Raw genomic sequence first — 26,359 nt, 5'->3', positions numbered from 1 at the left:
GGCTTATCCGAAGAGACCATGCAGGTACCAGCGGATGTCATCTCCCTGCCGCTCGCGGTAAATCCAGTACCAGGCCTGGTCCGCGCCCTGAGCGATGAAATAATCCCGCACCACCAGCCTGCCATCCCACCAGCCGCACTCGATGCGTTCCGGGCTGCCCGCCAGGCGCAGGGGCGAGCCATAAAACGGCCGATGCTCGCGCAGCATCAGTTCGACGGGCGAGGCGAGCAGCCAGAACGGGCGTTCATATGCCGGCAGCTCCGGCTGCTTGGAACGAATTTCAATTTGCGATGGGGAAGTAGGGTGCGCCGCGCGCACCATGTCATCCCGGTGCGCACGGCGCCCCCTGCTTTCCGTCCCTTTCAGGCTTGCGGAAATCGCCGTGGCAGCGAGGCCGGCAGGCTGCCAGCGGTTGCAGGCTTCCGGACGATGGTCCGCATGCAGCGCAGGCATCAGCACATTATCGCTGCCCAGGCGGGCGGACAAGAGTTCGACCAGGCGGGCGAAGTCGGCAGGCGTGCCGCCCGGCTCGGGAAACAGCGATCCGGATGGCGCTGCCATCGCCGTGGTGTGGGTCGCTTCCAGCCGCAAGGCAATGACGGGCGCCGCCAGTTCGATGCGCCCCAGCCGTTCCTTGAGCAGGCGCGTCACATGCGCTTCCTGCCATGTCGCCTCGGCCAGCGCCAGTTCCAGCAAGGTTGGCGGTATCGCCTGCCGGCCGCGCTCATGCTCCAGTGCCAGGACCAGGCGCTCGACTGCCAGCTGCCGCGCCGCCAGCCATCCCGTCATTTGCAGGAGCAGGCGCCGCGCGCCGAACAGCAGCGCTTCCGCATGCTCGATGCGGTCCGGCAGTTCCAGCCGTGTGGAAAAGACTTCCGGCGCAACAATCCAGTTGAACATTTCCGGCGCCTCGCCATAGGCCCGATCCAGCGCATCCAGCACCGCTTCATTGCAGCGCCGCTTCAGGCCGGCGCGCGGCAGGCGCCGCACATCGCCCAGGGTCCGGCAGCCGATGCCGGCAATCCAATCCGCATAAGGTTCCAGCGCTGGCAGGAAATGGCAGGGAATGCGGTCGAGCCTGTGCATGAGCGTGGCCAGCTTGACGGCGCGGCGCCGGCGGATTGCGGCACCAGTTGCCTGCGCAAGCAGCCATGCCCCCTGGGCGGTGGGCGCCAGGGCCAGGCGGGCCGTGAATCCGAGTTCGCGCACATCCTTCTCTACCAGGCGGAACAAGCGGCGCAAGCCGCCGAAGGCGCGCAGGCTCGCGCTGATATCCATCATCAGGTTGTGCAGCGCCGCGAGCGCGACTTCCGGCGTGTACTGCAGCAGGCACAGGGCGATGCTGTCGATGGCCTGGCGCTCGCGCTGGGCATCGCGCTCGTAAAAGCGCGTATCGGGACAAAGGGCGAGTGCGCCATTGCGCTTCATGCCGGGGCGCACGCCGGCTTGCAGGGCGGCGCCGCTGGCGGCCAGCACGCGCTCCCGTTCGAGGACGGCATGCGGCCCCGGCTCAGACCAGCGCGGACGATAGGTCTCGAGGGGCAGCAGGGGAAGATGCACGCTGATCCACAAACGCATGGCTGGTCTCGGTGGGAAAGGAAGTTGCCGCCGGCATGCGCTCGAGCGGCACGAGGAGCGGTTCATCGCGGCGCGGGCCGCGCCGCTTCAGGATGTCGATGCGGATGCCGCCGGCTGCCGGCCGCAATGCCAGGCGCAGCGGCGCCGGCGACGCTTCCTGGGCGGCGGTCAGCGGGCGAATCATCCAGAACAGGGTATCCGCCGCTTGCGCAGCCAGATGCAGGCGGCGCAGGGATTCATGGCGGATATGCGGCTGCCACAGCACCAGTGCGCCGCAGGCCCGGTTGCGCAGGATTTGCTCGGCAGCCCACAAGGCATCGGCAGCACGGGAAGCTTTTATCCAGAGCATGCGCTCGACCGGAAAGGCTTCGACCGCCCAGGCCGCCGCCTGCGGCAGATGCGGCGGCTGGACCAGGGCCAGGGCGCGGCTTGCGCGCTGCCGCAGCGCCGGCTGCAGCAGGCGCATTTCCCCGATGCCCGGCTGCTGCGCCAGCAATTCGATCAGGGCGCCCGGCGGCCAGCCACCGTCCGGCAGTTCGCGATCGAGCAAGGCCTGTCCGGTGGCGATGGCCGCGGTGCGGTACGACGCCATCTGGTTCGCCAGCCAGACGTCGGGCAAGGCAGCGGCCACGCCGGCGGCACCGGACGCCGCAGCGAAAGAAAGAGGCAGGGTCATGTTGGACTTCTTGTAAGGAATGCTTGTTATGTTTTACTGTATAAATTTACAGTAGTTTACGCAAGCCCAACTTTGCGAAATGCATAAAAACTTATTCAGGAAAACTGTGGACAGGCCGTGGATAAGCTGTCGACAAGCTGTGGAGAACGCGGGGATAAGAATGGCAAGTCCATAACTGGCATGGCTTGCGCTGCTATTGATGAAAATCAATGCAGCAAGGCCGAGGGACTGTGGGTTTTTACAACGCCAGCGCGAGAAAATAACGCGCTCGTTTTTGGAAAGCCGGTTTCATGTTCCAGTCATATTTGCCCGCCATACTTGCGGCGGCATGGCGGCTGGCGACAAGGAAGTGCGCAATAGGCCTCCCTGCGCAGACATATTCGCTCACCATTTGTTACGGTCAACATTGCCCTCACTTGCTAAGCTTTCCATCCAACAATTTCAAGATTGGCACAACCATGGCTACTCCAGATATCCGCTCCGAAGCCGTCCTGATTGCAGAACAGGCCGCCTGGAAGCAAATTCAGAATCTGCAAAGGATCAGCTTTGAAAAATCCGGCTTGCTCGGCCTGATCGAATTGAATGAACTGCTGATCAAGAACTATCGCAATCTGGTGCATGGCGGCGATGCCGAAGGAAAGAACCGCCTTCTGGCACGCGGCATGACCGCCCTCACCTTCCTGACCGACCTGCTGCCGCAGATCGAACAGGAACTGGCCGGCAAGGCGAGCATGAACCTGCTCTTGTCCTGCCACGAGGAAGAAGCCGACGAATGCAGTGACGCCCTTGCATGACTGGCCCATATTCCTTTCAGCCCTCAAGCCCCAGAACCGACAAATAAAAAACATGCATCCTCATTTCTCTCTCGTTCCACTGATTTCACTCATCGCCGGCATCCTGATACTGGTCCGGCCCAAGCTGCTCAGCTTCATCGTTGCTTTTTACCTGATCGCAGTCGGCCTGATCGGCTTGCTTGGCCTGGGCAATCTGCGCTTTCACTAGCAGCTTTGCCACTATGGCTGCCTGCCTCGGCTCAGATTGAAACAGGGATGAACTTTTCCGGGGATCAATTGCTCAAATTCAACTATGATTGATTGGTCTTTCTTTACCGGCGGCCTCGGCGCCTTCGCACAAACCGAATTCGGCCGCATTCTGGCAACCCTGCTGACAGTCGCCGTAGGCGCGCTGGCCTGGCGCATTTTCAGGGAACGCAACTTCGCCGAAGTCGGCGGCCATGAAAACAAGGAACTGCGCCGCGAGAATTTCGTCCTTGCCAAGAACCTCATCTTCTGCCTGACGCTGCTTGCCGTCGTCTCGATCTGGGCGACCAAGATCGCCGGCGCCGCTCTCTCGCTGGCCGCCGTCGCCGGCGCCATCCTCATCGTCAGCAAGGACTTTTTGGCCAACATTCTCGGCTCGGCCGTTCTCGCCGCATCCCGCCCCTATCGCGTTGGCGACTTCATCGAAATGGCCAACGTGCGCGGGCGCGTCCTCGATACCGACCTGTTGGTGACGACGATTGCCGAAACCCTGGAAGGCCATCAGCTGACCGGCAGGACGGTATCCATTCCCAACTCCCTCCTGCTGACCAGCCCGGTAAGAAACCTGACCGCGACCGGCACATTCGTGGTCAACCTGCTCAATGTCGTGGTGCCGTCTTCGGAAAACATTCCGCGACTGGAAAAGGCGCTCCTGCAGGCGGCCAGGGAAGTATGCGATCCCTGGACGGAGGCGGCCAATGCCCATCTCAAGAGCATCGAGTCGCGCGAATTCATCGACCTGCCGTCGGCCGAACCGCGCGTGCTGCTGCAACTGCACGACGCCCAGGAATATACGCTGGCGCTGCGCTACACCTGCCGGCCGAACGACCGGGTGAAGGTGGAGCAGGACATCCTGCGCCGGTACCTGTGCTATCGCGAAGGGCCTGCAATGGGCGCCAGCGTGGCGAAGATGCCGCTCGCCGCCGAGGCATAAGCCCAACTCGTTTTTTCATCGCCGGAAGAGCGACCGGCCAGCATGAAGCCTCACGCCCACACCAGGCTGCAATCAGCGGATCGGCATCACAATGGATTGCGGCCTGCGCTCAATGCTTCTCGATGCCCGGCAGCTTGCCGTCCCTGGTGCCGGGCAAAATTCCCATGTGGCTGAGAAGCCGGTTCGCCAACGCGACCACCTACCCTTTGAGTCAGGCTTCATCGGGCAGCGCGTCGCGCGTGCCTCGCTCTGCAAGAAACCAAGGCTGCTTCGGCCTGCTATGGCTTAGATAAGCATTAGATGTAAATCAATATCTCGCCGGATTGGCCGTTCTAGTTCAATCAATCGATTGCTTTATCCATCGAGCCGCGTAGGATCTTGTCAAAACATCTACAAAGGGCAAGGCGATGGAGACAAGCAAACCCTGGCTCAAGGACTATCCACCGGGCATACCGGAAGGGATTGATCCCGGACGGTATCACTCGGTGAACCAGCTGTTCGAGACAGCTAGCCGCAAGTACCGCGACCTGCCCGCCTTCACGAACATGGGGCAGACGATCACGTATGGCGAGCTCGATCAGCTCTGCAACGGATTTGCCGCATTCCTGCTTTCCCTGCCGGGCATGGCCCGTGGCGAACGGGTCGCGATCATGCTGCCGAACCTGCTGCAGTACCCGGTGGCGATCTTCGGCATCCTGCGCGCGGGCCTGGTGGTCGTCAGCGTCAATCCCCTCTATACCGAGCGCGAGCTCGAACATCAGCTGAAGGATTCGGGGGCGCGTGCCATCCTGGTGCTGGAAAACTTCGCGGCCAAGGTCGAAAAGGTGATGCGGGCCACCGAGCTCAGGCATGTGATCGTGACCCAGATCGGCGACATGCTCGACATGCCGAAGCGCCTGTTGGCCAATATCGCCGTGCGCCATGTGAAGAAAATGGTCCCGAGCTGGTATATCAGGGACGCGGTACCGTTCCGCCAGGCGCTGTCGGCCGGGCAGCAGATGCGGCGCTCCTATCCCGAGGCGAATGCCGCCGACATTGCCTTCCTTCAGTACACCGGCGGAACCACTGGCGTATCGAAGGGCGTGATGCTGACGCATGCGAACGTGGTGGCCAATGTCCTGCAGTGCAGCGCGTGGATCGGCAAGACCCTGCGCGAGCGCGAAGAAGTGGTGCTGACCCCGCTGCCGCTGTATCACGTGTTTTCCCTGGTGGCGAATTGCCTGACCTTCATGCCGCTCGGCGGCCTCAACGTGCTGATCACCAACCCGAAGGATCTGCCGGCCTTCGTCAAGACGATGCAGGCGTATCCGTGGACGGTCATGACCGGCGTGAACACGCTGTACAACGCGCTGGCGAACACACCCGGCTTCGACCGTGCATGCGCACGCAAGGCCAAGCTCGCGATCGGCGCCGGCGCGGCAATGCTGCGACCGGTCATGGAACACTGGACCTCGCTTACCGGCGTGCCGATGATCGAAGGCTACGGCCTGAGCGAAGCTACCGCGGGCGTTTGCATCAACCCCTTGGGCAAGCCCCGGCTCGGCTCGGTCGGGATTCCCCTGCCTTCGACCGACGTGCAGATCCGGCGCGATGACGACAGCCTCTGCGCGCCCGGCGAAGACGGCGAGATTGTGGTGCGCGGACCGCAAGTGATGAAGGGCTACTGGAAACGCCCGAAGGAAACGGCAGAGGTGCTTTCCGCCGACGGCTGGCTCAAGACCGGCGACATCGGCACCATGGACGAGAATGGGTGGGTCACCATCACCGACCGGAAAAAGGACATGATCATCGTGTCCGGATTCAACGTCTATCCGGCCGAAATTGAAGCGGTCGTCGCCACCCACCCTGGCGTGCTCGAAGCCGCAGCCATAGGGATTGCCGACGCCCATTCGGGGGAAGCGGTGAAGTTGTTCGTGGTGCCGCGCGATCCGAGACTGACCGCAGCCGATCTGCTGGCCCATTGCGGCAGCAACCTCACCCGCTACAAGATTCCGAAGCAGATCGAGTTTCGCTCCGAGCTTCCCAAAACACCGATCGGGAAGATACTGCGCCGCGCATTGCGCGAGACCGCGGCGAGATAGTTTTCGCCTGTGCGCGGAAGCCCTTTACGCGCATGATGACGGCTGAAGCAAAGGGCGTTTTCATTTTTGGAGTAAACATGTCTGTCAATGAACTGATCAGGAAAATGCCTGAGGCGATCAATCCTGCCGCCACCGCGAACATGCATTCCACCATCCAGTACAAAATTACGCAACCGATGTACCTGGTCATCGATGACGGCAAATGCACCGCACACGACGGTCTGGCCCCATCCCCCGACCTGTCACTGATCATCAGCGATGAAAACCTGGCAGCCATGCTGAAGGGTGAATTGAACGGCATCTCCGCCTTCATGAGCGGCAAGCTGAAAGTCGAAGGCGACATGATGCTGGCGCAGCGCCTGCCGAGCCTGTTCGACACGAGCAAGCTGTCCTGAGGCTCTCGGCCAAGGCCAAAAAAATGCCGGCCGGTTTTGTACCGGACGGCATTTTTCTTGTTACGGTTACTGTGTTTGCTGCGGCGGAGAAATCTCCGCCAATAGTCGCCCGGGCGCGACCTGATCCCCCACGCCAACCAGCAGGCTCCCAACCTGGCCGTCGATCTCGGCCAGCACGCCATGCTCCATCTTCATTGCTTCGATCACCAGCAGGACCTGGCCGGCCTTCACCTGCGCGCCCTGCTCCACATGCAGCGCCACCACCTGCCCGTTCATCGGAGCGACCACCTGCCCGCTGCCGGCGCCGCGCCTGTCGCCCGCTGCCGGTGCATAGGTGAGATCGATCACTGCATGCTCGTTCCCATCCAGCGCAAAGTGCAGCGTCGTGCCAGCCCCTGCATGGAAGGCATGCCGGGTTCGGCCGTCGACGACCAGGGCCGTTTCATGCGCGCCGAGAACGGTCGCCGACATCGTGGTCGATTTTCCTTCCTGCTCCACCTGCCATGACCTGCCCGGCAGGGTCGTTACCTGCAACGCGATCTTTGCGTCGTCGAGCATGAAGGTGCGAGGCTGGGGATAGGAAAAGCTGCTCGACCAGCCTTGCAATTCCAGCGGATAGCGCGACTCCACCGCTGCCGTTTTTTGCAGCGCCAGCAGTACGGCAGCGATGGCAGGGGCCGTGTCGTCGGGGGCTGAGGTACGCGCTGCCGCCGGGAAGTGGGTTTCGATGAAAGCTGTCGTGCCCTGTCCGGCCGTGAAGGCTGCATGGCGCAGGCAGCGCGAGAGGAAATTCCGGTTGTTTTTTACGCCGAGCAAGGCGCATTCATCCAAGCCGTGCGCGAGGCGGCGCAGGGCATCCGCGCGATCGCTGCCATGCGCAATGACCTTTGCGACCATCGAATCATAGTAAGGCGGGATCGCCGCCCCGTCTTCCAGCGCATGGTCGCAGCGCAGTGACGTTGGCGGCCGCCAGTGCGCGACTGTGCCGCTCTGCGGCAGGAAGTCCTGCTGCGGATCTTCCGCACACAGGCGCACTTCGATCGCATGTCCGCCGCTGGCAAGCCGCGCATCGATCTGCGCCTGCGCCAGCGGCAGTGTAGCGCCCTGCGCCACGTGTAGCTGCCATTCCACCAGGTCGACGCCGGCAACCGCTTCCGTCACCGCATGCTCGACCTGCAGGCGCGTGTTCATTTCCATGAAATGGAAATTGCCGTCGCCGCCGAGCAGGAATTCCAGCGTTCCGGCACCGACATAGCCGATTGCCTTCGCTGCGGCCACCGATACCTGGCCCATGCGAGCGCGCAGTTCCGCCGATACCGCCGGCGAAGGGCTTTCCTCGATCAGCTTCTGGTGGCGGCGCTGCACCGAGCAGTCGCGTTCGCCGAGGTGAACCGCATTGCCGTGCATGTCGGCGAATACCTGGATTTCGATGTGGCGTGGCTCGACGATGGCTTTTTCGAGGATCAGCTCGTCGCTGCCGAAAGCGCTTGCCGCTTCGGAACGCGCGGAGCGCAAGGCCGGCATGAAATCATCGGCGCGATCGACCCGCCGCATGCCGCGCCCGCCGCCGCCTGCGGCAGCCTTGATCATGACCGGATAGCCGATCAGCCCGGCTTCTTCCAGCATGCGGGCATCGGACTGGTCGGCGCCCTGGTAGCCCGGCACGCAGGGCACGCCCGCCTGACGCATCAGGAGCTTGGCGCCCGCCTTGTTGCCCATGGCGCGGATCGCATCGGCGCCGGGGCCGATGAATACCAGGCCGGCATCGGCACAGGCCTGGGCGAAGTCCGCATTCTCGGCAAGGAAGCCGTAGCCCGGATGGATCGCGTCGGCGCCGGTGCGCCGCGCAGCGTCGAGCAGCGCCGGAATGTTCAGGTAGGAAGCAGCAGGCGGCGCGGCGCCGATATGCACGGCGGTGTGCGCGGCCCGCACATGCGGCGCGTTGCGGTCCGCATCGGAATACACCGCGACGGTACGATAACCGAGCCGGTGCGCGGTACGCATGATGCGCAGCGCGATTTCACCGCGGTTCGCCACCAGCACGGAATGGAAGCGGGCGGCACTCATGCTTTCTTCTTGCCCGGCAGGATGTTCATGTACTTGCAAATGATGCCGAGCATGACTTCATCGGCGCCGCCGCCGATTGATATCAGCCGCCCATCGCGGAAAAAGCGCGATACCGGGTTTTCCCAGGTGTAACCCATGCCGCCCCAGAACTGCAGGCAACTGTCGGGCACGATGCGCGCAAGACGGCCCGCCTTGAGCTTGGCCATGGAGGCAAGCTCGGTCACGTCCTGGCCGCCCACATACAGTTCGCAGGCGCGGTAGACCAGGGCACGCAGCGATTCGACTTCCGTCTTCAGCTCCGCCAGGCGGAAATGCACCCACTGGTTATCGATCAGAGGCATGTCGAAGGCCTTGCGCTCGCGCGCGTATTCGATCGTCACATCGATGCAATCCATCATTCCCTGCATCGCGTTGGCCGCGCCCCACAACCGCTCTTCCTGGAATTGCAGCATCTGATAGAGGAAGCCCTGCCCTTCTTCGCCGACGCGGTTGCGCCGCGGCACGCGCACATTGTCAAAGTAGATGAGTCCGGTATCCGAGGAATTCATGCCGATCTTCCGGATCTTCTTTCCGACCGAGATGCCCTTGGTATTCATCGGCACGATGATCAGCGACTTGTTGCGGTAGCGCCCCTCGTCGGAAGTATTGGCCAGCAGGCACATCCAGTCGGCCTGCAGGCTGTTGGTGATCCACATCTTGCTGCCATTGATCACATAATCGTCGCCATCCTTGCGCGCCGTGGTCTTGATCGACGCCACGTCGGAGCCGGCACCCGGCTCGGAAACGCCGATGCAGGCGACGGCCTCGCCGCTGATCGCCGGCGCGAGGAATTCCCGGCGCAACTCATCCGAGCCGAAGCGTGCCAGCGCGGGCGTGGCCATGTCGGTTTGCACGCCGATCGCCATCGGCACGCCGCCGCAGCGGATATGTCCGAGCGCTTCAGCCATTGCCACGGAATAGGAATAGTCGAGCCCGAGGCCGCCATATTCGGCCGGCTTGGTCACGCCGAGGAAGCCCTGCGTCCCCATCTTTCTGAACAATTCCTTCGCCGGAAAAATTTCCGCCTCTTCCCATTCATCGACGAAGGGATTGATCTCGTTGTCGATGAAGCGCCGCACGTTGCGCTTCAGTTCCTGGTGTTCATGGGTGAATTGCATTGCCGTCTCCTTGTTCTTGATATTGGAAGTTTTTCAGTTCGACATTAAGGACGCGCTACGCCGAACTGCACCGGATAAAGCTTGCGCCGCCGGCTTTCCTCGCAAACCGACAAGACGATCGCCAGCACCTTGCGCGTATCGCGCGGGTCGATTACACCGTCGTCCAGCAGGCGCGCTGAAATGTGCGTAGCGCTTGTCTGCTTTTCAAAGGTGTCGATCACCATCAGGCGCATCGCCTCGATCGAATTCCTGTCCACTTCCAGGCCCTTGCGGCGCATGCTGCCTTCCATCACGATCGCCATCGTGTTGGCCGCCTGTTCCGGTCCCATCACCGCGGTGCGCGCATTCGGCCAGGTGAAGCAGAAGTCAGGGAAGAAACCACGCCCGGACATGCCGAAGTTGCCGGCGCCGAAGGATGCGCCGCAATGCACGGTAATGCGCGGCACGGTGGCATTGGACATAGCCTGGATCATTTTCGAGCCATGCTTGATCATGCCGGCCTGCTCGGACGCCTTGCCGACGATGAAGCCGGTGGTGTTCTGCAGATACAGCAGGGGCGTGCCGGACTGGCAGCAGGCCTGGATGAAATGCGTGACCTTGTTGGCGCCGGCCGGATCGAGCGGCCCGTTATTGCTGATGATGCCGATGCGCATGCCACATACCGCGGCATGGCCGGTCAGCGTGGCGGGTCCATAGTTGGGCTTGAATTCCAGGAAGTCGGAATCATCAACGATGCGCGCAATGACTTCGCGCATGTCGAGCGGCTTCTTGTGGTCGGTGGAAGCGATGCCCAGCAATTCCTCGGCGTCGTAACGCGGCGGTACATATTGCCTGTTCGGCGGCGGCAGGTCGCGGTTCCAGTCGAGCGTAGCCATCAGTTCGCGCGCGATGCGCAATGCATCCGCGTCATCTTCCGCCAGGTATTCGGCCAGACCGGATGTGGTGGCATGCATTTCGGCGCCGCCCAGTTCTTCCTCGGTAGCGACTTCGCCGGTCGCTGCCATCAGCAGCGGGGGGCCGGCGAGAAAGGCCTGCCCCTGCTGGCGCACCATCACCACGTAGTCCGACAGGCCCGGCATGTAGGCGCCGCCAGCGGTGCTCGGCCCGTGCACCACGGTCAGCACCGGCAGGCCGGCCGCCGACAGGCGCGCCAGCCAGTAAAAGCCGCTGCCGCCGAGGACGAAGGTTTCCACCTTGTAGTTGAGCAGGTTGGCGCCGGCGCTTTCGACCAGGTGAATGAAGGGCAGCTTCTGCTGCAATGCGATCTGCTGCGCGCGCTGGAATTTCTCCACGCCCATCGGCTGCACCGCGCCGGCTTCGATGCCGGCATCGTCGACTGCGATCATCGCGCGCACGCCGCTGACATAGCCGATGCCGATCACCACGCCGCCGCCCGGGATGGACTTCGCAGGATCAGGCTTGTCGAGGCAGAAGCCGGCAAGCGTCGACAATTCGAGGAAAGGCGCGCCCGGGTCGAGCAGCCGCCCCAGTCGCTCGCGCGGCAGCAGCTTGCCCTTCTTTGCAAAGCGCTCGCGCGAGGCCGCCGACTTGTCGCGCGTGCGGCGCTCCAAAGTGCGCAGCTGCTCGACCTGCTCCAGCAGGGCAGCACGGTTCTTCTGAAAGCTTTCGCGCTGGACTGCGATGCGGGATTCGATGGCAGGCATTATTCCGGCTCCCGTTCCGCCAGCACCTTCGGCATGCGCGCGAGGTGAAAACCGTTGAAGGGCGCGGTCTTGCGCTGCATCTCCAGCGGGAATCCGGTGCGCACATTCGGCCGGCCGCCGTCGACCCGCAGTACCGCGCCGGTAATGAAGGAAGCAGCTTCCGACAGCAGGAACACGATTGCCGCCGAGATTTCCGCTTCGGTTGCCATGCGCTGCAGCGCGCACTGCTTGCCGGCCTGCCGGATCAGCTCGGCCATTGCAGGTGGATAGGCATCGAGTCCGGACGACGCGACATAGCCCGGCGCCACCGCGTTGACGCGCACGCCGTAGCCCGCCCACTCGAAGGCGGCAGTCTCGGTAAAGTTGATCATGCCGGCGCGCGCCGCGCCCGAATGACCCATGCCGGGCATGCCGCCCCACATGTCGGCCACGATATTGACGATGGCGCCGCCGCTGCGCTGCATGGCCTGGTTCAGGCATTCGCGCGCCATCAGGAAGCCGCCGGTCAGGTTGGTCTGCACCACCGCTTCCCATCCCTTTTTGGAAATGCCCCTGAGGAGCGAAGGAAACTGGCCGCCGGCATTGTTGACCAGGCCGTCGACGTGCCCGTGTTCGGCCACGATTTGCGCGACCAGCGCTTTCACGGTGTCTTCATCACGGATGTTGCCGGGATAAGAACGGGCGCGGCCGCCGCTTTCCGCAATTTCTGCGGCCACCGTGACCAGCTTTTCCGGTGTCCTGCCGACCAGTGCGACGGTGGCGCCGAGCGCGGCCAGTTCATGGGCGACGCAGCGCCCGATGCCGCTGCCGCTACCCGTCACGATCACCAGCTTGCCATCGAACAGCCCGGGCTTGAAGATTGAGCAATACACAGTGCGTCTCCTTTTTTATGCGTTCCTACGGATGAGGATGCGGCGTGGCGTTCAGGCCCAGCCAAGCTGTCGTGCCGCCAGTTCGGTGAGCACTTCCTCGGCACCCCCGCCGATCATGTTGACTTTCACTTCCCGGTAAATCCTTTCCGATTTCATGCCACGCATGAAACCCATGCCACCGAGGATCTGGACCGCGCTGTCGGCGCAGAACTGCATGGTCTGCGCGGCGAAATTCTTCAGCATGCAGATTTGCGGGATCGGCGATTCGCCCTGCTCCAGCCTTGCGGTGAGGTCGAGGATCATGGCGCGGGTGGCTTCGATGCGCGTGGCCATTGCGACCAGCTTGTGCCGCACCACCTGATGCCCGACCAGGCGCTTGCCAAAAGCGGTACGGCCGGAAGCCCAGTCGGATGCCTCGTCCAGGCAAACGCGCGCAAAGCCATATGCCTGCATGGCAAGCGCGAGCCGCTCCTGATTGAAGTTGAGCATGAAGATCGGGAAGGCGCCGTTTTCTGGTCCGAGCCGGTTGGCGACCGGCACGCGACAATTATCGAAATGCAGCTGCGCCGTATCCGAGCACCACCAGCCCATCTTCTTGAGCGGCGTGCGTGTAAGACCCGGACTGTTGCCTTCGACCAGCAGCGCGGATACGCCGCCGGCGCCAGCGCCACCTGTGCGCGCCGCTACCGTGATGTAGTCGGCGCGCATGCCGGAAGTGATGAAGGTCTTGCTGCCATTGAGGATGTAGTAGTCGCCGTCGCGCTCGGCGCGCAGCCGCAGGTTGGCGACATCCGAGCCGCCGGAAGGTTCGGTCACGGCGAGCGCGCTGATCTTGCGCCCGCCAAGGATCTCGGGCAGCACGCGCGCTTTCAGTTCCGCCGATCCGCCGGCGACGATCGGCGGCGCGCCGATGGTATGGCTGAACAGTGATGCCAGCAGGCCGCCGCTGGCCGCGCGCGTCATTTCCTCGATCATGACCAGGCCGTGGAACAGGTGGCCGGACGTGCCGCCGTACTCTTCTGGAAAGCCGAGTCCGAACAGTCCCAGTTCCGCGGCGTGGCCATAAAGCTCGCGCGGAAACTCGCCGGCCTCATCCCATGCATCGACGTGAGGCAGGATTTCCTTGTCGACGAAACGCCGCACGGTTTCGCGGAAGGCCCGGTATTCTTCATTATTGCAAGGTGCCAGAGGGGGCAGTGTCGGGTACATGATTGATCCCTTGGTGGATTGCCCTGGCCTGCTTTCCATTGTTCGGCAGCGGGCCGCGTGGTGTGGCAGGCGCTGCTCAGCGCCCGCTCCAGTTCGGCCTGCGCTTTTCGATGAACGCCGCCATCCCTTCCTGGAAATCCTGGGTCAGTGCAAACAGGCCGATCTGGCTTTCGGTAAAGGCCATCGAGGCTTCGAAGGGCATGGCCTCGATCTGCTTGATGGTGTACAGGCCGCGGCGGATCGCGGCGGGCGACTTGTCCAGCAAGCGCGCCAGCAGCCAGTCGAGCTTGGCATCGAGATCATCCTCGGCAAGATGATTCACCAGCCTGTAAGCCAGTGCCTGTTGCGCATCGATGGTTTCACCCGTAATGCACATTTCGGTCAGTACGCGCCGCGGCAACTGATGCTGGAGCACGGACAGGACCTGGGCCGGGAACACGCCGACCTTGACTTCGGGCAGGCCGAACACGGCATTGGGGCTGGCCACTGCCATGTCGCACATGGCCAGCAAGCCCATGCCGCCGGCGAGGCAGGCGCCGTTGACGCGTGCAATCAGCGGGACGAGGCAGCGCCGCGACTGGCGCAAGAGGTCGGCCAGCCATTGATGCGGCTCCGAATAGTCGAAGCGGAAGGAAGGCTCCCGCAGGTCCGCGCCGGAACAGAAGGCACTGTCACCGGCACCGGTGATCACGACAGCTCGTACCTCCCTGCTCTTGCCGGCATTTTCCAGTGCCTGCATCAGGCCGGCGAGGACATTGGCGTTGATGGCATTGCGCCGTTCCGGCCGGTTGATCGTCACATGCATGACGCGGTCCCGCACTTCTACCAGCAAGTCGTCGTTCATCCTGTCTCCCATCCCCATTCAGTCGGTTCAAGCGGGCCCTTGCCATTGTTTTTTTCGGGACGCCTTGGTGGGCAATCATTTTTGGCTGGCAGTGACAAAGGTGGTGAGGCCATCCTAAGTCAATCGCTTGCTTTGCTCAAACCGATTCCCATGACATCCCGGCCCGAATGCGTTTCGCATGATTTACATCAACACCTGCCTGTTTTCGCATCAGTACCGAACAGTGACTCCTGGCAGCATTTCTTTACCGTTATTGAGGAAAAACAAGATTTGCGCAGAATCCGTGTGAACCATGGGCCTCAATCAATCGGTTGCTTTACTATCTGCCAACCCGGATCGCCGTTTCGGTTCCTGCGAGTTCATTACAAGGATGAGACCCATGAGCGAGAAAGCCATCATCACCTGTGCCCTGACCGGCGTCCTCACCGATCCTGCCCAGCATCCGGTGCCGGTGACGCCGGAAGAAATGGCACGCGAAGCGAAAGCCGCTTTCGATGCCGGGGCGACCGTCATGCACGTGCATTTCCGCAACCAGCAACCGGGCATGGGGCGCTTTCCTTCATGGGAGCCGCAAGTCGCATCGGATATCGCACAAGCCATTCGTGAAACCTGTCCCGGCGTGATCTTCAACCAGTCCACCGGCGTCGTCGGTCCCGACATCAGCGGGCCGCTGGCCTGCATGCAGGCGATTCGCCCCGAAATCGCAGCCTGCAATGCGGGTTCGCTGAACTATCTCAAAGCGACAGCAGCAGGGAAATGGGCCTGGCCGCCGATGCTGTTTGACAATCCGGTAGACAAGATCTCGTCCTTCCTCACGGGCATGCGCGAAACCGGCACCCTGCCGGAATTCGAATGCTTCGATGTCGGCATCGTGCGCTGCGTCGAAATGTTTGCGAAAACCGGCATGTATGCGGGAAGCGCGCACTACAATTTCGTCATGGGCGTCGAGTCCGGCATGCCGGCCGATCCTGCGCTGCTGCCTATCCTGACCGGCCTGATACCTGCCGGCAGTGCATGGCAGGTGACGGCCATCGGCCGCGACAACATCTGGCCGCTGCACCGGCGCGCAGCCGAGATGGGTGGGCATCTGCGCACCGGCCTGGAAGACACCTTTTATCTGCCGGACGGGCGCAAGGCGACCTCCAATGCCCAACTGGTCGAGGCGATCGCGTCTTATGCCCGCAAAGCCGGACGCGAGATTGCCGATGTCCATGAAGCGCGCCGGATGATGGGCCTGGCACCTTCCGCAGTTGCCGCGGCCTGAATGGAGAACCGGCACGCTGGAGCAGCACCGCAAGCATGCCCCTGAATTGTTAAGAGATGAAAAACCTGAAAGACATGCCCGTGCAGCTCAGTTCTGCAAAATCCCGGACTCATGAGCAAAACCTGCAGACACAGCCGCAGCAGGAGCAGTACCCGCGTCAGGAAGAGGATAGCCGCCGCAGCGAGCTGATTACCAAGTCGGCCCGGCTGTTCCGGGAAAAGGGCTACGAGAAAACTACCGTTCGCGACATCGCTGCCGCTGCCGGCATGCAGGCCGGCAGCTGGTTTTATCATTTCAAGACCAAGCAGGACATCCTGGTGGCAGTCATGGAACAGGGCATGACCCGTTCGCTGCAAGACATCGAAGCCATCCTTGCCCGCGGCCTGCCGCCGCGCGAAACGTTTCGCCAGCTGGTGCGGACGCATCTGCAAACCCTGCTCGCCCCGAACAATGATTTCATCGCAGTCCTGCTTTACGAAGGCCGCTCGCTGGACGAACAGGCGCGCACCAGGATCGTTGCATTGACCGACCGTTATGAAGCGCTGTGGGACGGCGTGATCGAAGCGCTCCACAGTTCGGGCGAGTGGCCGTCGCCCACCAGGTTCGACCGGCTGTTCCTGTTCGGCACGCTGAACTGGACTGCTCAATGGTTCAGGAGCGGCGCCGGCACGAGCATCGAAGACCTGGCGGAGCAGGCCATCCAGTTCCTGTTGCGCGCGCCGCAAAAGCCGGTGGAATCCTGATCCTGCCCTTGCATTCGGCCGGATCGCTGCAGGGCAATGCCGGCGTGGACAAGGTGCGAGCTTGTTTTACCTGATGTCCTGCACCGACACCGCTTCCCCAAGCGCGTTGTAGCGCGTGCGCTTGTCCATCCTGCCATCCCTGTCGCTGTCGGTTTCGGAATACGTCAGCTTCCCGAGTTTGAAATAATCGATCTTCTGCGGCAGCCCTGTGGTCGGATTGATGTACTCGGTGGACATCACTACGCCGTTCTCGAAATTGGTTTTGAAATCCCGGTAGCCGTCGCCATCCGTATCGGTTTCGGTCAGCACCGGATTGCCTCGCCGGTACGTGGTCCTGGATTCGAAGATGCCGTCGAAATTGTCGTCGGTCTCCACCATTTCCACGGACCCGTCCCGGCCATACGTCGCGATGTAATCCGCCTTGCCATCCAGGTTGCGGTCGACTTCTTCCCTGACGACGCGACCGCCCGGCGCAGATGTCCAGCGGTCATCCAGCACGCCGTCATGGTTGTGGTCGATGCCATCCACACTGACCGGCGCGCGGTAGAAGGCATACGTGAGCAGGACCCCGGCGGCAAAGGCAGCAACGAGTGCGCGGAAGCGGTAACCCGAAGCGCTGCCCGCCTTGATCGAAGCCGCGGGTTTCGGCGCCTCGGCAGGCTGGGTCGCCTCCCATCGATCCACCAGGGATTTCGCCGCTGCATAATCTTCCTCCGCGACGACGACACGTACCAGCCCCGTGGCCGGGAGCTCACCCACGGCGCCCTGCAGGTACTCGCCTTCCACCCAGCCCGTGAAGCCTTCCTGCTTCAGCAGGTGGAGAATCATGTGCGCCTCGATGCTGTTGGAGGCCTGGTATAAGGTTTTCATCATTTCGTGATTGCGATGTCGGGTAATACGCTCATCTTGAACCAGGCAGCTTTCAATTCCTTTGCGGGGCCGGCAGCCTTTCGTCCCCGAATAACTCGCAGGATTCTCCCACGTAGCTCATAAAGCGGCGTGGGTCTTGACTCGTCAGCATGTCGGCACTCCGGCAATGAATTCTCCTCTTGTCGAGGCCTTTCAGATTCTGGCAAATCAAACGTCGTGGGAAGTATGCAACGAAGTGCCCAACTTTCACCCGCTTTTCTTTACTGAAAATATATTGCCGACTAACATGACGCAGCTTTTCATGCCCTCATAGCTAAAAACCAGGATCGGACATTCGATGAATAAGACTGCGCTTGCTTGCTCACTCCTTCTTTCTGCCTTGCTCGCAGCTTGTGGCGGGGGTGGCGGCGGTGATGGCAACAGCGCAGATAACGGGTACAACCCCATCCTTGATCCTGGCTACTCCAGTGCCGCGCAAGGCTTCTATGCAGGAACCACCTCAACCGGCTATGACATCAAGACCCTGATTCTGGAAAAAGATCAATACTTGTCTGTTTACGGGTATTCTCAGATTTACGATTTAGAGGCCTATGGGCTGATCCAAGGAAATGGCTTCGCCAATAACGGCAGCTACTCGGCTCGCAATCTGCGAGACTTCGATTTCAAGGGCGCGGTGGAAACACGCTCATTAAGCGCGAGCTATCAGGTACGTAGCAGTTTCAATGGGTCGTTATCAGACGGCGTCGACACTGCAACGTTCACCAGCGCGGTATTGCCCAAAACCGAGTACGACTATGATATGCCTGCCAATCTCGGCAATATCACAGGCGGCTGGTCTGTTACGGACTTGGAGGGTGCTGGATACGCGCTAACTGTGCTGACCGACGGAACACTTACTGGCTTCTCTAACGGTTGTAGCATCAATGGAACCATCGTCCCACGCTCTTCAGGTAAAAATGTATTTGATGTTGCCCTGAGCTTTGGCTCAACATGTAGCATGCCGAAAACCGTAAGCGGTGTCGCTGTAGAGTACCTTCTGCCAGGTGGCTCCAATCGCCAACTAATTATTGCCGGCGTAACTGACGGTCGTGACATGGCGGCTGCACTAGTCGGCAAGCGTCCCCGTTAAGCCGCGAACTCTTTCTGTTTCCGTGAAGGGGTACCAAGCTGGCTAGAATCGCCCCGATACTGTGCGAAAGACTGTTCCATGAAATAAAGCGAAATATCGCTCGTAAAACGCAGTGCGCACCCTCCCTACAGCACTGTTGTTAAAGCCATCGGCGCTCTACGTCCAATAAAGCTCTTCACACAAGCTAAGCGCATTCCAGCTCGCATGCACCAGCATGCCGGGATAAAGACTCTTCGATCGCAGCCTCAGATATCCGAAGAACAGGCCCATGGCGAAGTGACTGGGAAAGATGATCGGCAGGAGATGCAATACGCTGAACAAGGCGGCCTGGATCAGCCATGCTTCGCGGGCGCCGAGTACATGTTCCAGGGAACACTGAATCACACCCCGGAATGCGATTTCCTCCACTACCGCAGGCAGCACGCTGATCATCAGGAACATGGACCATAGCGGCCATCCATGCTCCAGGTAAGAAGCCGTAGCACGATAAAAGGGAACGCCGGCTTTTTCAATGAGCTGAAAGTATGCGGCCATTGCCAGCATGAATACCAGGGCGGATCCGGCAAGGCCGGATGCCTGGCGAAGACTGATCGCAGGAGCACGCAGCAAGGGCGATACATCCCGGCGGGTCATCATCAGGAATACGCCCGCAACGAGCGCATCGATACCGTTGAAGACCACATCCGCCCAGGGCGATGACGTAGACCGTGAGATTAATCCCAGCACCAACGAACTGCAGAGCAGCAGCCCGAACAGTTCGCCAACCTGCATAAGCGCATTCAAATGCGCATTGGCGAGCCCATTGACCTGAGTAACAGGCAGCCGAGTTTCAGTGCCCGAAGGAGACGCAGGCTCTGTCAGGTGACTATAACCACAGGCGGAACAAAACTGCGCTCCCAGCCGCAGCGCCTGCCCGCACGAACCACAGAAAGACTCAGGTTCGCCGGGCCGCAATTCAGGCATACGCAGACCGCAGTGTCAGCGCCGACTTGATGCCCTTCAGGAGAAAGGCAATCACGATGATCTTCATGATCATTCCTTGTGTCAGCGTGATGGGGTCGGCGATCGCGTTTCCGACAATGACCACCACATAGGTGGCGGTGGCGATCAGAATCGCGGCGAGTGGCGCACGCTTGCTCCAGAGCGCCAGGACACCCATTGTGGCCGCCAGGATCACATTAATGATCAGCACGCCCCACGGCTCCCACAGGAGTTGATTCGTCAAAGCTTCCACGGTATAGATCTCGCCATTAATCGGCGTGGACAATACCGCCTCCGGGTCCATGGATTGCAGCTTGCCGAGTGCCTCTTCGGATTGCATCTTCGTCACAAAGAACATGGCAATGCCCGACAACACAAACAGCACCGCCAGAATCTTCATCGCGCCCGAAGCATTCCTGACATGCTTTTTGTGCAGATAATCTTCAGCGGTCGGCATCGCATGGCCGCATGCACCGCAGAAGCGGTCGTAAGGTTTCGCAACAGCACTACATGAGGAGCACTTTATCGGCTTCTTCTCGCTCGCCACAATCATGTGTCCGTCAACCCGGAGCAGGATATCCGGATAGCCGACGTAGCTTTTAAGAATCTGGACCGTCGCGGCCCGGCCGTCCGGCAAGGCAAATGGAATTTCGGCTTTCTTTCGCAGACTGCGCTCGATATCCAGTCGCGTGCCATTGACAAGAATGCGCTTGCCGCCGAATACGCCGATCTTGAATTCGACGGTAGTGGCTGCATCCACCTCCCATTTCATTTTCATCGCTGCTCCCCTTCGCAGTAATTGGATTGGTATCTAATTTTTGTTTCTGGATTCGCTGCTTTAAAACCAATTGGAAAGCCGGGTGCTCCCAGGCGCAGCAATATGCGCCGCGCTCCCCTCGATACCAGGCATCAAGAGACGAAACACGCCATATTCCGAGGATAGGATGCAAGCACCAGACCTTCTCCAGCGATGCCGGCTGCCTTGATTCCCTTGCCGATTTCGCGCCCCATGTCGGTGGCCGCCTTGGTCATTGCTGCATCTATCGCCTGGATCACGGCTTCATGATATTTCCGCCCGGCTGCCGACTCGGCAAAGCTCAGGTACTTTTGGAAGTCGCGGTCCGAGACGGACTCATAGATCAACGCAAACGTGGTGACGCTGTATTCGCTGAACATCTTGACCATCTTCGGCTTCTGGGCCAGCAAGGTCTTTTTCAGCTCTTGAAGATCGGATTTCTTCTCGGGGCTCATGACGAGGGACATCCCATGCGTCATTCCAAGCGTGGTATTGATGACCACTGATGCGGAGGATTCACCGACGCGTGTTGCCTTGACAAACTGGTCGATGAGTTTTCGCCGCTTCGGTGAGAGCGCCTGCACCGCTTGCGCGGCCTGCTCCGGATCCGGCTGATGCTCGCCGGCCTGCTCTTCCAGTGCGGTCAAACGCTTGCCCAAATCCGTGGACAGCCACTTCAGGACACTGTTGATGTCCTTCTGCGACAGAGATGCGGCAAGCTGATTCTTGACTTCTTCTCTCAGCCGATCCGCGGCATAGTAGGTGGCAACCGCCTGGCGCACTGCCCACAGGTTGTCGTTCTTGTCGGCCTGCTTGTCCTGGTTCTGTGCCTGTGTCAGCCCAAGCTGAACCATGGGCTCGTATTGGGCGACCTGTACCCATATGCCGGATTGATGCATGAGGTCTTCCACGGACGACAGTGAAGCGCCGGGCTGGGCCATGGCGCTGCCCAGGGAAACCAGGAACGACATTAGAAATATGGCGGCTTTTTTCATTTCTTATTGACTCCCTCGGGATGACAGTGATTTGTTACTCAGATAGTGAACCGATATTGTTTCGGGCCGGTTGCAATGACTTTTCAAAGATGAACTGAAGCAAATGAATGAGGCGAGGCTGCGTTTTGCGCAAGGCCGTTTCATGCAGCCAGCCGCCTCGGGCTTGCACTAGCGAATCCTCTTCAGCAGCGAGGTCCGCACCTCGGATGGCGAGCCGCCCGTCTTCAGCGCTGCCGCAATGTCCTTGCGTTCGTCGACAACCTCTACGCTGGTGATCGCATTGAAATCGTTACGGTAGTAACGCAGCGTGCCGATGTAGACGGCCTTCGCATCCTTAGGCACGTCGAAGTAAAGGCCGCCCGGGAACCAGAGCTTGGCGTTGTCTCCGACATCGAGGTGGAACACGCCTCCATTCAAATAGGTGCGCTGGCGCTTGACCTTGACCATGAACGGCACGCCCCACTGCGCTTCGAGGCTGTCCTGGAAGTCGCCGAAGTCCATGTTCGCCGTGTTCACCGGCTGGAATTCGCCGCCGGTAGACATCCAGACGCGAGTCAGCATGCGCTTTTCACCGATGACGTTCCAGTGCGATCTCTGCTCGTACTCGGAATCGATCGGCGGAATCAGTTCCATCTTGCCGATGACGACCACTTCCGATGGGTCGGCTTTCAAGTCCGTCGTTTCGGGCAAGGCACGCGGCAGCGTGCATGCCGCGAGCGCCAGGCAGGCCAGGAGGGAAAGAATCGCTTTCATCGCACTTGCGCAAGCTCGCGCTTGAGCCGCTCGATGATGACCGGTTCTTCCACATCCTTGAGGATCTCTTCGAGCATCTCACGCTTGGATGGCGCATTGGCGGCAGGCACCACGCCGAACTTGCCCTGTTCAAACCATCCGGTCTTCACATGCTTCAGGTCGTACGAGCCCATGTGATAGACGCCGGGTGTCTTGATGACCACCGCGCCCACATCGTCGCCTTGCTTGCCGAACGAATAGGTGTAGATGGTGTTGCCGCAAAAGATGAGCAGGCAACGCTGACCGGATGCGGATTCGGTCTTGAATGAACCAACAGGGAGCGTTTCCGTGTAATAGAGATAGCCGTCCTTGAACTTCCTGACCGACGACAAATAGTAAGGCTCCTTGGTGAGCGGCCGGAATTGATAGATGTAGACCGCATGCAAGCGGCTGGCGTCGACATCGTCGATGTTCAGCCAGCCGTAGCCCACCGAACGGTCGGTAAAGTCAGTGACCCGTGGTCCGCTGGCACAGGCTGTGAGCAACAGCACGGATAGAACGAGCGCAAGACGCTTCAGCATTGAGAATTTTCCCTTTCTAAAAATAGCTGCAAATTCCACTTATAAATCCTGTTACAGGTATCTACCTGGTATTAGCCGTTTCTCAATGCCTAGCAGAGCCGCTTCCGAAATTGTCTATTAAGCTTTTTTTCGTTCTTTATTTTGCTGAACCATAAATTTGAAGATGGCATAAAAAACAAGATAGTCGCTGCCCCATACAGGACCGTCGCTACCCAGCCCAACCACCTTACTGCTTCATGATGTATGCCTGCTTGCTCCGACGTGAGCATGGTCAGTGTACCCAATACGAAAACTACAGCGTTCAAATTCCTTGCCCAGTTCCGCCCCAAATAAATCATGTACCCCAACAGAGCCACCAAACCTTGAAACACAAGGCCGGTATCGATAATTGCAGACTTGGATTGCTCTTCCGGCGCATATACTGCGTTTATCAATAGGGATGGAATTCCTATTAGCACGGCCAACAAATACAAAGTAAAACCGGCTTTTATGGATGTTGGTTTCTTCATCTTGGGGACATCCCTTTATTGGTCTTTTTCTTATTTTTCCTGCTCATCATTACACCCGATATTACTGCCCTCGCCCCATTTCTTATTCCTCGCCCAGTGCTCCTTCCAACGTCCCAAAAGGGCGGGAGAGTACCAGGTCAGTTTGGTCTTGTTGGCAGACAGGCGATCAATGTCCAGTGCCATGATGTAGTCGCCACCCGTTGGCACGTTATTCACCATTTTCATGTGGATGGTGGAAGTCTGGAGCGTCAGTTCTGCCCGCGAGTTGCTGATCCGATGGGTAAAAGGAATGTAAGTATCCCGGTACTGCATGGTCGTGACGCTGCCGGAAGAACTGGACATAGACTTGGTGATCCTGTAGCACTCCTGCCACCTGCGATCCAGAGACTGCACAACATCCTCAAAGCGCCGATTCACCGTGTAAGTATCCGTCAGCATCATCTTTGGACTATCGACGACAAACTTCGTGAATTCTTCCCTGGTCTTCGGCTGTTCAAGGGCCGCGCATGCTGATAGCGTGAGCACACCCGCAATAGTCATGATTTTCAGGGTTGCTCGGATCGTGGCTCCATTGGTTCGAATCATTATTACCTTCCTATAAATCAAATCAATTTTTTACAGAGCTACTGCGGTCACAAAAGATGCGAAGCAAATCGTTTCGTCGACGAGCAACTAATCGTGGCCTGCTCTTTATTACGTTATCGGGGATTTGCTTATGTAAGCATAGAACAACTCATTGTGGATCAAAGCGTAGCGTGCCGTTCAAAACAAGTGAAGTTCCAGGGGATGCTCCATAACCCGGGGCAGTCAGATTATTGAATGTGACGCCTGTTGCCGTAACAGTCGCCGTGCCCGCAGGTACCGTCAGCTGCGACCATTCACCGGACGCGCTATTCTCGCCGGTCATCTTGTTGATATCTACAAAATCAACGTTCCCTGAACTGTCTACATTTACGATTATCACGACATAGGGATACGTTACTCCTGCCGCCAGATTGATGTTGTACCACTGGCCCATCGAAGCTCCTCCGAGGCGGGTCCGGCCTGTGAACGATGTTCCGGCTTCCGCCGTACCTGAACCTGACAGGGTCAATGTGCCGTAATTGCCGCCGCTGCTGGTTGAAGGTTGCTGGGTCGACGTGCCCGGGTTAGAACTGGAATCGGAGCTACCGCCTCCGCCGCCGCAACCAGACAAGAGCGCTGATGCCAAGAAAACCGAAATAAGGCTGGAGATGATTGATTTCATGGTTGGTATTGTTCTTTCAGTCGAAGATTTGAATTTTTCGGCACCAACAGGTACCTATGTGTTGGATGACGAGGTCGGTTAAGTCTTACCGCCTCCCAACTTGGCAAGCCCATTCTGCGTTCATCAGTGGTAGCACATCAACCGGAAATGAGCGTTCTTGAGGTTGCAGTCTGTCCTTTACGCTAAGGCCGCCGCCCCAACTCAAGCATGCGTTTCCTGATCGCGGGCTCCCAGCCGCTGCCGGTGCTGGCCTTGTTCAGCCACTGCAGCATGTCCAGCTCGGTTGGGTGCTGCACCCTGGTGACGCTGTAGTTCAGCGTCTTGCCCATCTTTTGCAACAAGCTTTGCTGGTACTGGGAATATTCCAGGCTGCCGATATATTTGATCTGCCCCGGCTTGACCTCATACGTAAAACCTTCTTCGCGATGCAAGCCATGAAACAGCTGGCCGACGCGGAACGAGACCAGACGGTAAGTGCCGGGCTTCAGGTTCGGGACCACAAAATAATTGTTGTCCATGATGTAGCTTTCCTCGCCTACATTCCCGAAGCGCACCGCTTGCGCCTCATTCCGGAATTCCACGTTGCGCAGGTTCAGCACCAGTTTGTCCGGGTTGAGGGCGGGATCGCTCGGGTATTCCAGCCGGCCGATGATCATCCCCGTGTCGGTGCCTTCCTTTTTGGGCAGGCGCCAACTGTTGGCTTCGGGCTTGACGGTTTCACAGCCCGCCATTGACAGGGCAATGGCCAAGCAAGATGCCAGTGCAGCCAGCGGCTTTATGGGTACCATCGCACGAGTCTTCCTTACAAGTATTTAGTTTGAAGCTGGATGCTGGCTTCTGTAGGAGCAATTGCTTTTCTTTCGCTTAGCCGTAATCCTGTCTTGTCGTTCAATTTGTAGTTCGAGTCAGGATTTGTCTTTTACTCGGACTATATTGATCAGTCGGAAACTCGCGAATCCGAGGAGATGGCGAATAGCGCAATCTTGTTCCGTAAATCTCTCATCTGTAGGACAGTATCAAGCAAAGACGAAATATTCCTGCCCCGTTCCTACTTAGATCGCCAGCTCATTAAAACGAATTTGTTAAAGACGTATCGTGTGTAGCTGTGGAATGATGTGTGATACTAACCCTAAGCTTGCTGAACGCGGCCAGGCTATTCGCCCATGTACACCACGAATTTCTTTCCGGTCCAATACAAAGTTCCGCCCCAAGCCTCGCTCTTCCCGAAAAAAATGGCCTCACCAGCCTTTGGTGGCGGAGCTGGCAGTTCTTCAAGTTTTCTAATCTTGCCGGAGTACACCCACCAGTAGTCCATACCGGCCTCCGCGAGATCATCCGAAGATTCTGTTCCGAAGAACTCCACTTGGGTTCCAGCGAACACAATCTCCGACCTTTTATTAGCCCAACACACCAACATTCCGAGTTTTTTGTCGCGCGCGCGCTCGATCAATACAGCGAAATCCAATTTCCCATCTCCGTCTAAGTCAAGCCGAAGATAGAAGGGATTGAGCTTGTCAGATAGAGTGTAGAGCTCTTTGTCGTTTCTACGCTTTACACACTCATACAAGTTCTCAGGCCCGGAGAAAGCTAGACTCTCAGGTTTTGAAAAGTTCGTGCCCTTAGCAGACCCTTGTCCGAAGCTAGAGATTGGTAACGTAGTCGTTGCAACGATCGCGATGGTCAACAAATTTTTTCTAATCATGAGTTACCTAACCAATTCAGAAGTCCTGCGTTCATATAGAAAATCTTAAGAAGACGGTGAGCATGTGCAAAAGTCGTTTTTTATGCAATGCCTCCCATCTGCCAAGGCTTCGCCCTATGTGCATATGATTGTCATGAAGCGGCGAGTTCAAAATCATAAATAGGGGACAGACCACGATTATTCTTTTTGGTGCTGTCGCTCCCTAGGTCGGCCCGCCTTTCCCTTTACCACTCGCCGCCCCACCATTCTTTCAATCTCCGCCTGGAACCGGTTGGTACCCAATACATAGTTACC

The 26,359-nt window shown here is 59.3% G+C and carries 27 protein-coding genes; 8 read left to right on the top strand and 19 right to left on the bottom strand.

Features of this window, described 5'->3' with window-relative positions; translation table 11 throughout:
- Positions 1-3: 3 nt before the first annotated feature.
- Positions 4-1,578 (bottom strand): Y-family DNA polymerase, encoded by a 1,575-nt coding sequence (locus HGHM_RS18485; protein ID WP_019143055.1) that lies wholly within the window; start codon positions 1,576-1,578, stop codon positions 4-6.
- Positions 1,511-2,254, bottom strand: coding sequence for a translesion DNA synthesis-associated protein ImuA (gene imuA, locus HGHM_RS18480; protein WP_019143054.1), 744 nt, complete (start codon positions 2,252-2,254; stop codon positions 1,511-1,513). Before imuA ends, HGHM_RS18485 begins: the two co-directional genes overlap by 68 nt.
- Before the next feature lie 458 nt (positions 2,255-2,712).
- Here imuA and HGHM_RS18470 point away from each other — a divergent pair, with 458 nt between their 5' ends.
- The 5 genes from HGHM_RS18470 (at position 2,713) to HGHM_RS18445 (ending at position 6,704) form a co-directional block, all read left to right on the top strand.
- Positions 2,713-3,048 carry a hypothetical protein gene (locus HGHM_RS18470; RefSeq protein ID WP_019143052.1) on the top strand — a complete coding sequence of 112 codons (336 nt, stop codon included), beginning with the start codon at positions 2,713-2,715 and terminating at the stop codon, positions 3,046-3,048.
- A gap of 52 nt (positions 3,049-3,100) precedes the next feature.
- Positions 3,101-3,256: a DUF3096 domain-containing protein gene (locus HGHM_RS22735; protein WP_019143051.1), complete on the top strand. Its 156-nt coding sequence runs from the start codon at positions 3,101-3,103 to the stop codon at positions 3,254-3,256.
- Positions 3,257-3,340: 84 nt separating this feature from the next.
- A complete protein-coding gene (locus tag HGHM_RS21855) occupies positions 3,341-4,228 on the top strand; it encodes a mechanosensitive ion channel family protein (RefSeq protein ID WP_019143050.1) in 888 nt (295 codons plus the stop codon).
- Positions 4,229-4,635: 407 nt separating this feature from the next.
- Positions 4,636-6,309 (top strand): long-chain-fatty-acid--CoA ligase, encoded by a 1,674-nt coding sequence (locus HGHM_RS18450; protein WP_019143049.1) that lies wholly within the window; start codon positions 4,636-4,638, stop codon positions 6,307-6,309.
- Between the two features lie 77 nt (positions 6,310-6,386).
- Positions 6,387-6,704, top strand: a complete 318-nt coding sequence (locus HGHM_RS18445; RefSeq protein ID WP_026076191.1) for an SCP2 sterol-binding domain-containing protein — start codon at positions 6,387-6,389, stop codon at positions 6,702-6,704.
- Between the two features lie 66 nt (positions 6,705-6,770).
- Here the strand turns inward: HGHM_RS18445 and HGHM_RS18440 are convergent, their stop codons facing one another.
- The 6 genes from HGHM_RS18440 to HGHM_RS18415 all read right to left on the bottom strand — a co-directional run bounded on the left by HGHM_RS18440 (position 6,771) and on the right by HGHM_RS18415 (position 14,517).
- Entirely contained in the window at positions 6,771-8,771 is a 2,001-nt protein-coding gene (locus HGHM_RS18440; RefSeq protein ID WP_019143047.1) for an ATP-binding protein, read from the bottom strand.
- On the bottom strand, positions 8,768-9,928 hold the full coding sequence (locus HGHM_RS18435; protein ID WP_019143046.1) for an acyl-CoA dehydrogenase family protein: 1,161 nt from the start codon (positions 9,926-9,928) through the stop codon (positions 8,768-8,770). Before HGHM_RS18435 ends, HGHM_RS18440 begins: the two co-directional genes overlap by 4 nt.
- Before the next feature lie 44 nt (positions 9,929-9,972).
- A complete protein-coding gene (locus HGHM_RS18430) occupies positions 9,973-11,592 on the bottom strand; it encodes an acyl-CoA carboxylase subunit beta (protein WP_019143045.1) in 1,620 nt (539 codons plus the stop codon).
- Positions 11,592-12,464, bottom strand: a complete 873-nt coding sequence (locus tag HGHM_RS18425) for an SDR family NAD(P)-dependent oxidoreductase (protein WP_019143044.1) — start codon at positions 12,462-12,464, stop codon at positions 11,592-11,594. Before HGHM_RS18425 ends, HGHM_RS18430 begins: the two co-directional genes overlap by 1 nt.
- Positions 12,465-12,515: 51 nt before the next feature.
- Positions 12,516-13,673: an acyl-CoA dehydrogenase family protein gene (locus HGHM_RS18420; RefSeq protein WP_019143043.1), complete on the bottom strand. Its 1,158-nt coding sequence runs from the start codon at positions 13,671-13,673 to the stop codon at positions 12,516-12,518.
- A 76-nt stretch (positions 13,674-13,749) separates the two neighbouring features.
- Entirely contained in the window at positions 13,750-14,517 is a 768-nt protein-coding gene (locus HGHM_RS18415) for an enoyl-CoA hydratase/isomerase family protein (RefSeq protein WP_020693867.1), read from the bottom strand.
- Positions 14,518-14,896: 379 nt separating this feature from the next.
- Here HGHM_RS18415 and HGHM_RS18410 point away from each other — a divergent pair, with 379 nt between their 5' ends.
- Positions 14,897-15,781, top strand: coding sequence for a BKACE family enzyme (locus tag HGHM_RS18410; protein WP_019143041.1), 885 nt, complete (start codon positions 14,897-14,899; stop codon positions 15,779-15,781).
- Between the two features lie 56 nt (positions 15,782-15,837).
- Positions 15,838-16,524, top strand: coding sequence for a TetR/AcrR family transcriptional regulator (locus tag HGHM_RS18405; protein ID WP_019143040.1), 687 nt, complete (start codon positions 15,838-15,840; stop codon positions 16,522-16,524).
- A 66-nt stretch (positions 16,525-16,590) separates the two neighbouring features.
- Here HGHM_RS18405 and HGHM_RS22450 read toward each other — a convergent pair whose 3' ends face one another.
- Positions 16,591-17,397 (bottom strand): putative signal transducing protein, encoded by an 807-nt coding sequence (locus HGHM_RS22450; RefSeq protein WP_019143039.1) that lies wholly within the window; start codon positions 17,395-17,397, stop codon positions 16,591-16,593.
- A gap of 334 nt (positions 17,398-17,731) precedes the next feature.
- Between HGHM_RS22450 and HGHM_RS18395 the strand changes: the two genes are divergently transcribed.
- On the top strand, positions 17,732-18,523 hold the full coding sequence (locus tag HGHM_RS18395; protein WP_019143038.1) for a hypothetical protein: 792 nt from the start codon (positions 17,732-17,734) through the stop codon (positions 18,521-18,523).
- A 156-nt stretch (positions 18,524-18,679) separates the two neighbouring features.
- Here the strand turns inward: HGHM_RS18395 and HGHM_RS18390 are convergent, their stop codons facing one another.
- The 10 genes from HGHM_RS18390 to HGHM_RS18345 form a co-directional block, all read right to left on the bottom strand.
- Complete coding sequence (locus HGHM_RS18390) at positions 18,680-19,486, bottom strand: CPBP family intramembrane glutamic endopeptidase (RefSeq protein ID WP_081583612.1); 807 nt, start codon at positions 19,484-19,486, stop codon at positions 18,680-18,682.
- The gene (locus HGHM_RS18385) at positions 19,479-20,282 is read right to left on the bottom strand and encodes a zinc ribbon domain-containing protein (protein ID WP_019143036.1); all 804 of its coding nucleotides are present in this window, start codon (positions 20,280-20,282) and stop codon (positions 19,479-19,481) included. Before HGHM_RS18385 ends, HGHM_RS18390 begins: the two co-directional genes overlap by 8 nt.
- Before the next feature lie 131 nt (positions 20,283-20,413).
- Positions 20,414-21,295 (bottom strand): DUF2059 domain-containing protein, encoded by an 882-nt coding sequence (locus HGHM_RS18380; protein WP_081583611.1) that lies wholly within the window; start codon positions 21,293-21,295, stop codon positions 20,414-20,416.
- Positions 21,296-21,463: 168 nt separating this feature from the next.
- Positions 21,464-22,048 (bottom strand): hypothetical protein, encoded by a 585-nt coding sequence (locus HGHM_RS18375; RefSeq protein WP_019143034.1) that lies wholly within the window; start codon positions 22,046-22,048, stop codon positions 21,464-21,466.
- Positions 22,045-22,608: a hypothetical protein gene (locus HGHM_RS18370; protein WP_019143033.1), complete on the bottom strand. Its 564-nt coding sequence runs from the start codon at positions 22,606-22,608 to the stop codon at positions 22,045-22,047. The genes HGHM_RS18375 and HGHM_RS18370 overlap by 4 nt, the downstream gene beginning before the upstream one ends.
- Positions 22,609-22,697: 89 nt before the next feature.
- Positions 22,698-23,117 carry a hypothetical protein gene (locus HGHM_RS18365; protein WP_020693866.1) on the bottom strand — a complete coding sequence of 140 codons (420 nt, stop codon included), beginning with the start codon at positions 23,115-23,117 and terminating at the stop codon, positions 22,698-22,700.
- 30 nt (positions 23,118-23,147) lie between these two features.
- Positions 23,148-23,702, bottom strand: a complete 555-nt coding sequence (locus HGHM_RS18360; RefSeq protein WP_019143031.1) for a hypothetical protein — start codon at positions 23,700-23,702, stop codon at positions 23,148-23,150.
- Positions 23,703-23,850: 148 nt separating this feature from the next.
- Positions 23,851-24,363, bottom strand: a complete 513-nt coding sequence (locus HGHM_RS23290; RefSeq protein WP_148415780.1) for a hypothetical protein — start codon at positions 24,361-24,363, stop codon at positions 23,851-23,853.
- 182 nt (positions 24,364-24,545) lie between these two features.
- Positions 24,546-25,151, bottom strand: a complete 606-nt coding sequence (locus HGHM_RS18350; RefSeq protein WP_019143029.1) for a hypothetical protein — start codon at positions 25,149-25,151, stop codon at positions 24,546-24,548.
- 365 nt (positions 25,152-25,516) lie between these two features.
- The gene (locus HGHM_RS18345) at positions 25,517-26,047 is read right to left on the bottom strand and encodes a hypothetical protein (RefSeq protein ID WP_148415778.1); all 531 of its coding nucleotides are present in this window, start codon (positions 26,045-26,047) and stop codon (positions 25,517-25,519) included.
- Between the last annotated feature and the right edge of the window lie 312 nt (positions 26,048-26,359).

This window comes from Noviherbaspirillum massiliense JC206, assembly GCF_000312045.1.
Taxonomy (GTDB): domain Bacteria; phylum Pseudomonadota; class Gammaproteobacteria; order Burkholderiales; family Burkholderiaceae_D; genus Noviherbaspirillum; species Noviherbaspirillum massiliense.
The sequence above is the reverse complement of the archived record's forward strand: the minus strand, read 5'-3'. Positions and strand labels throughout refer to the sequence as shown.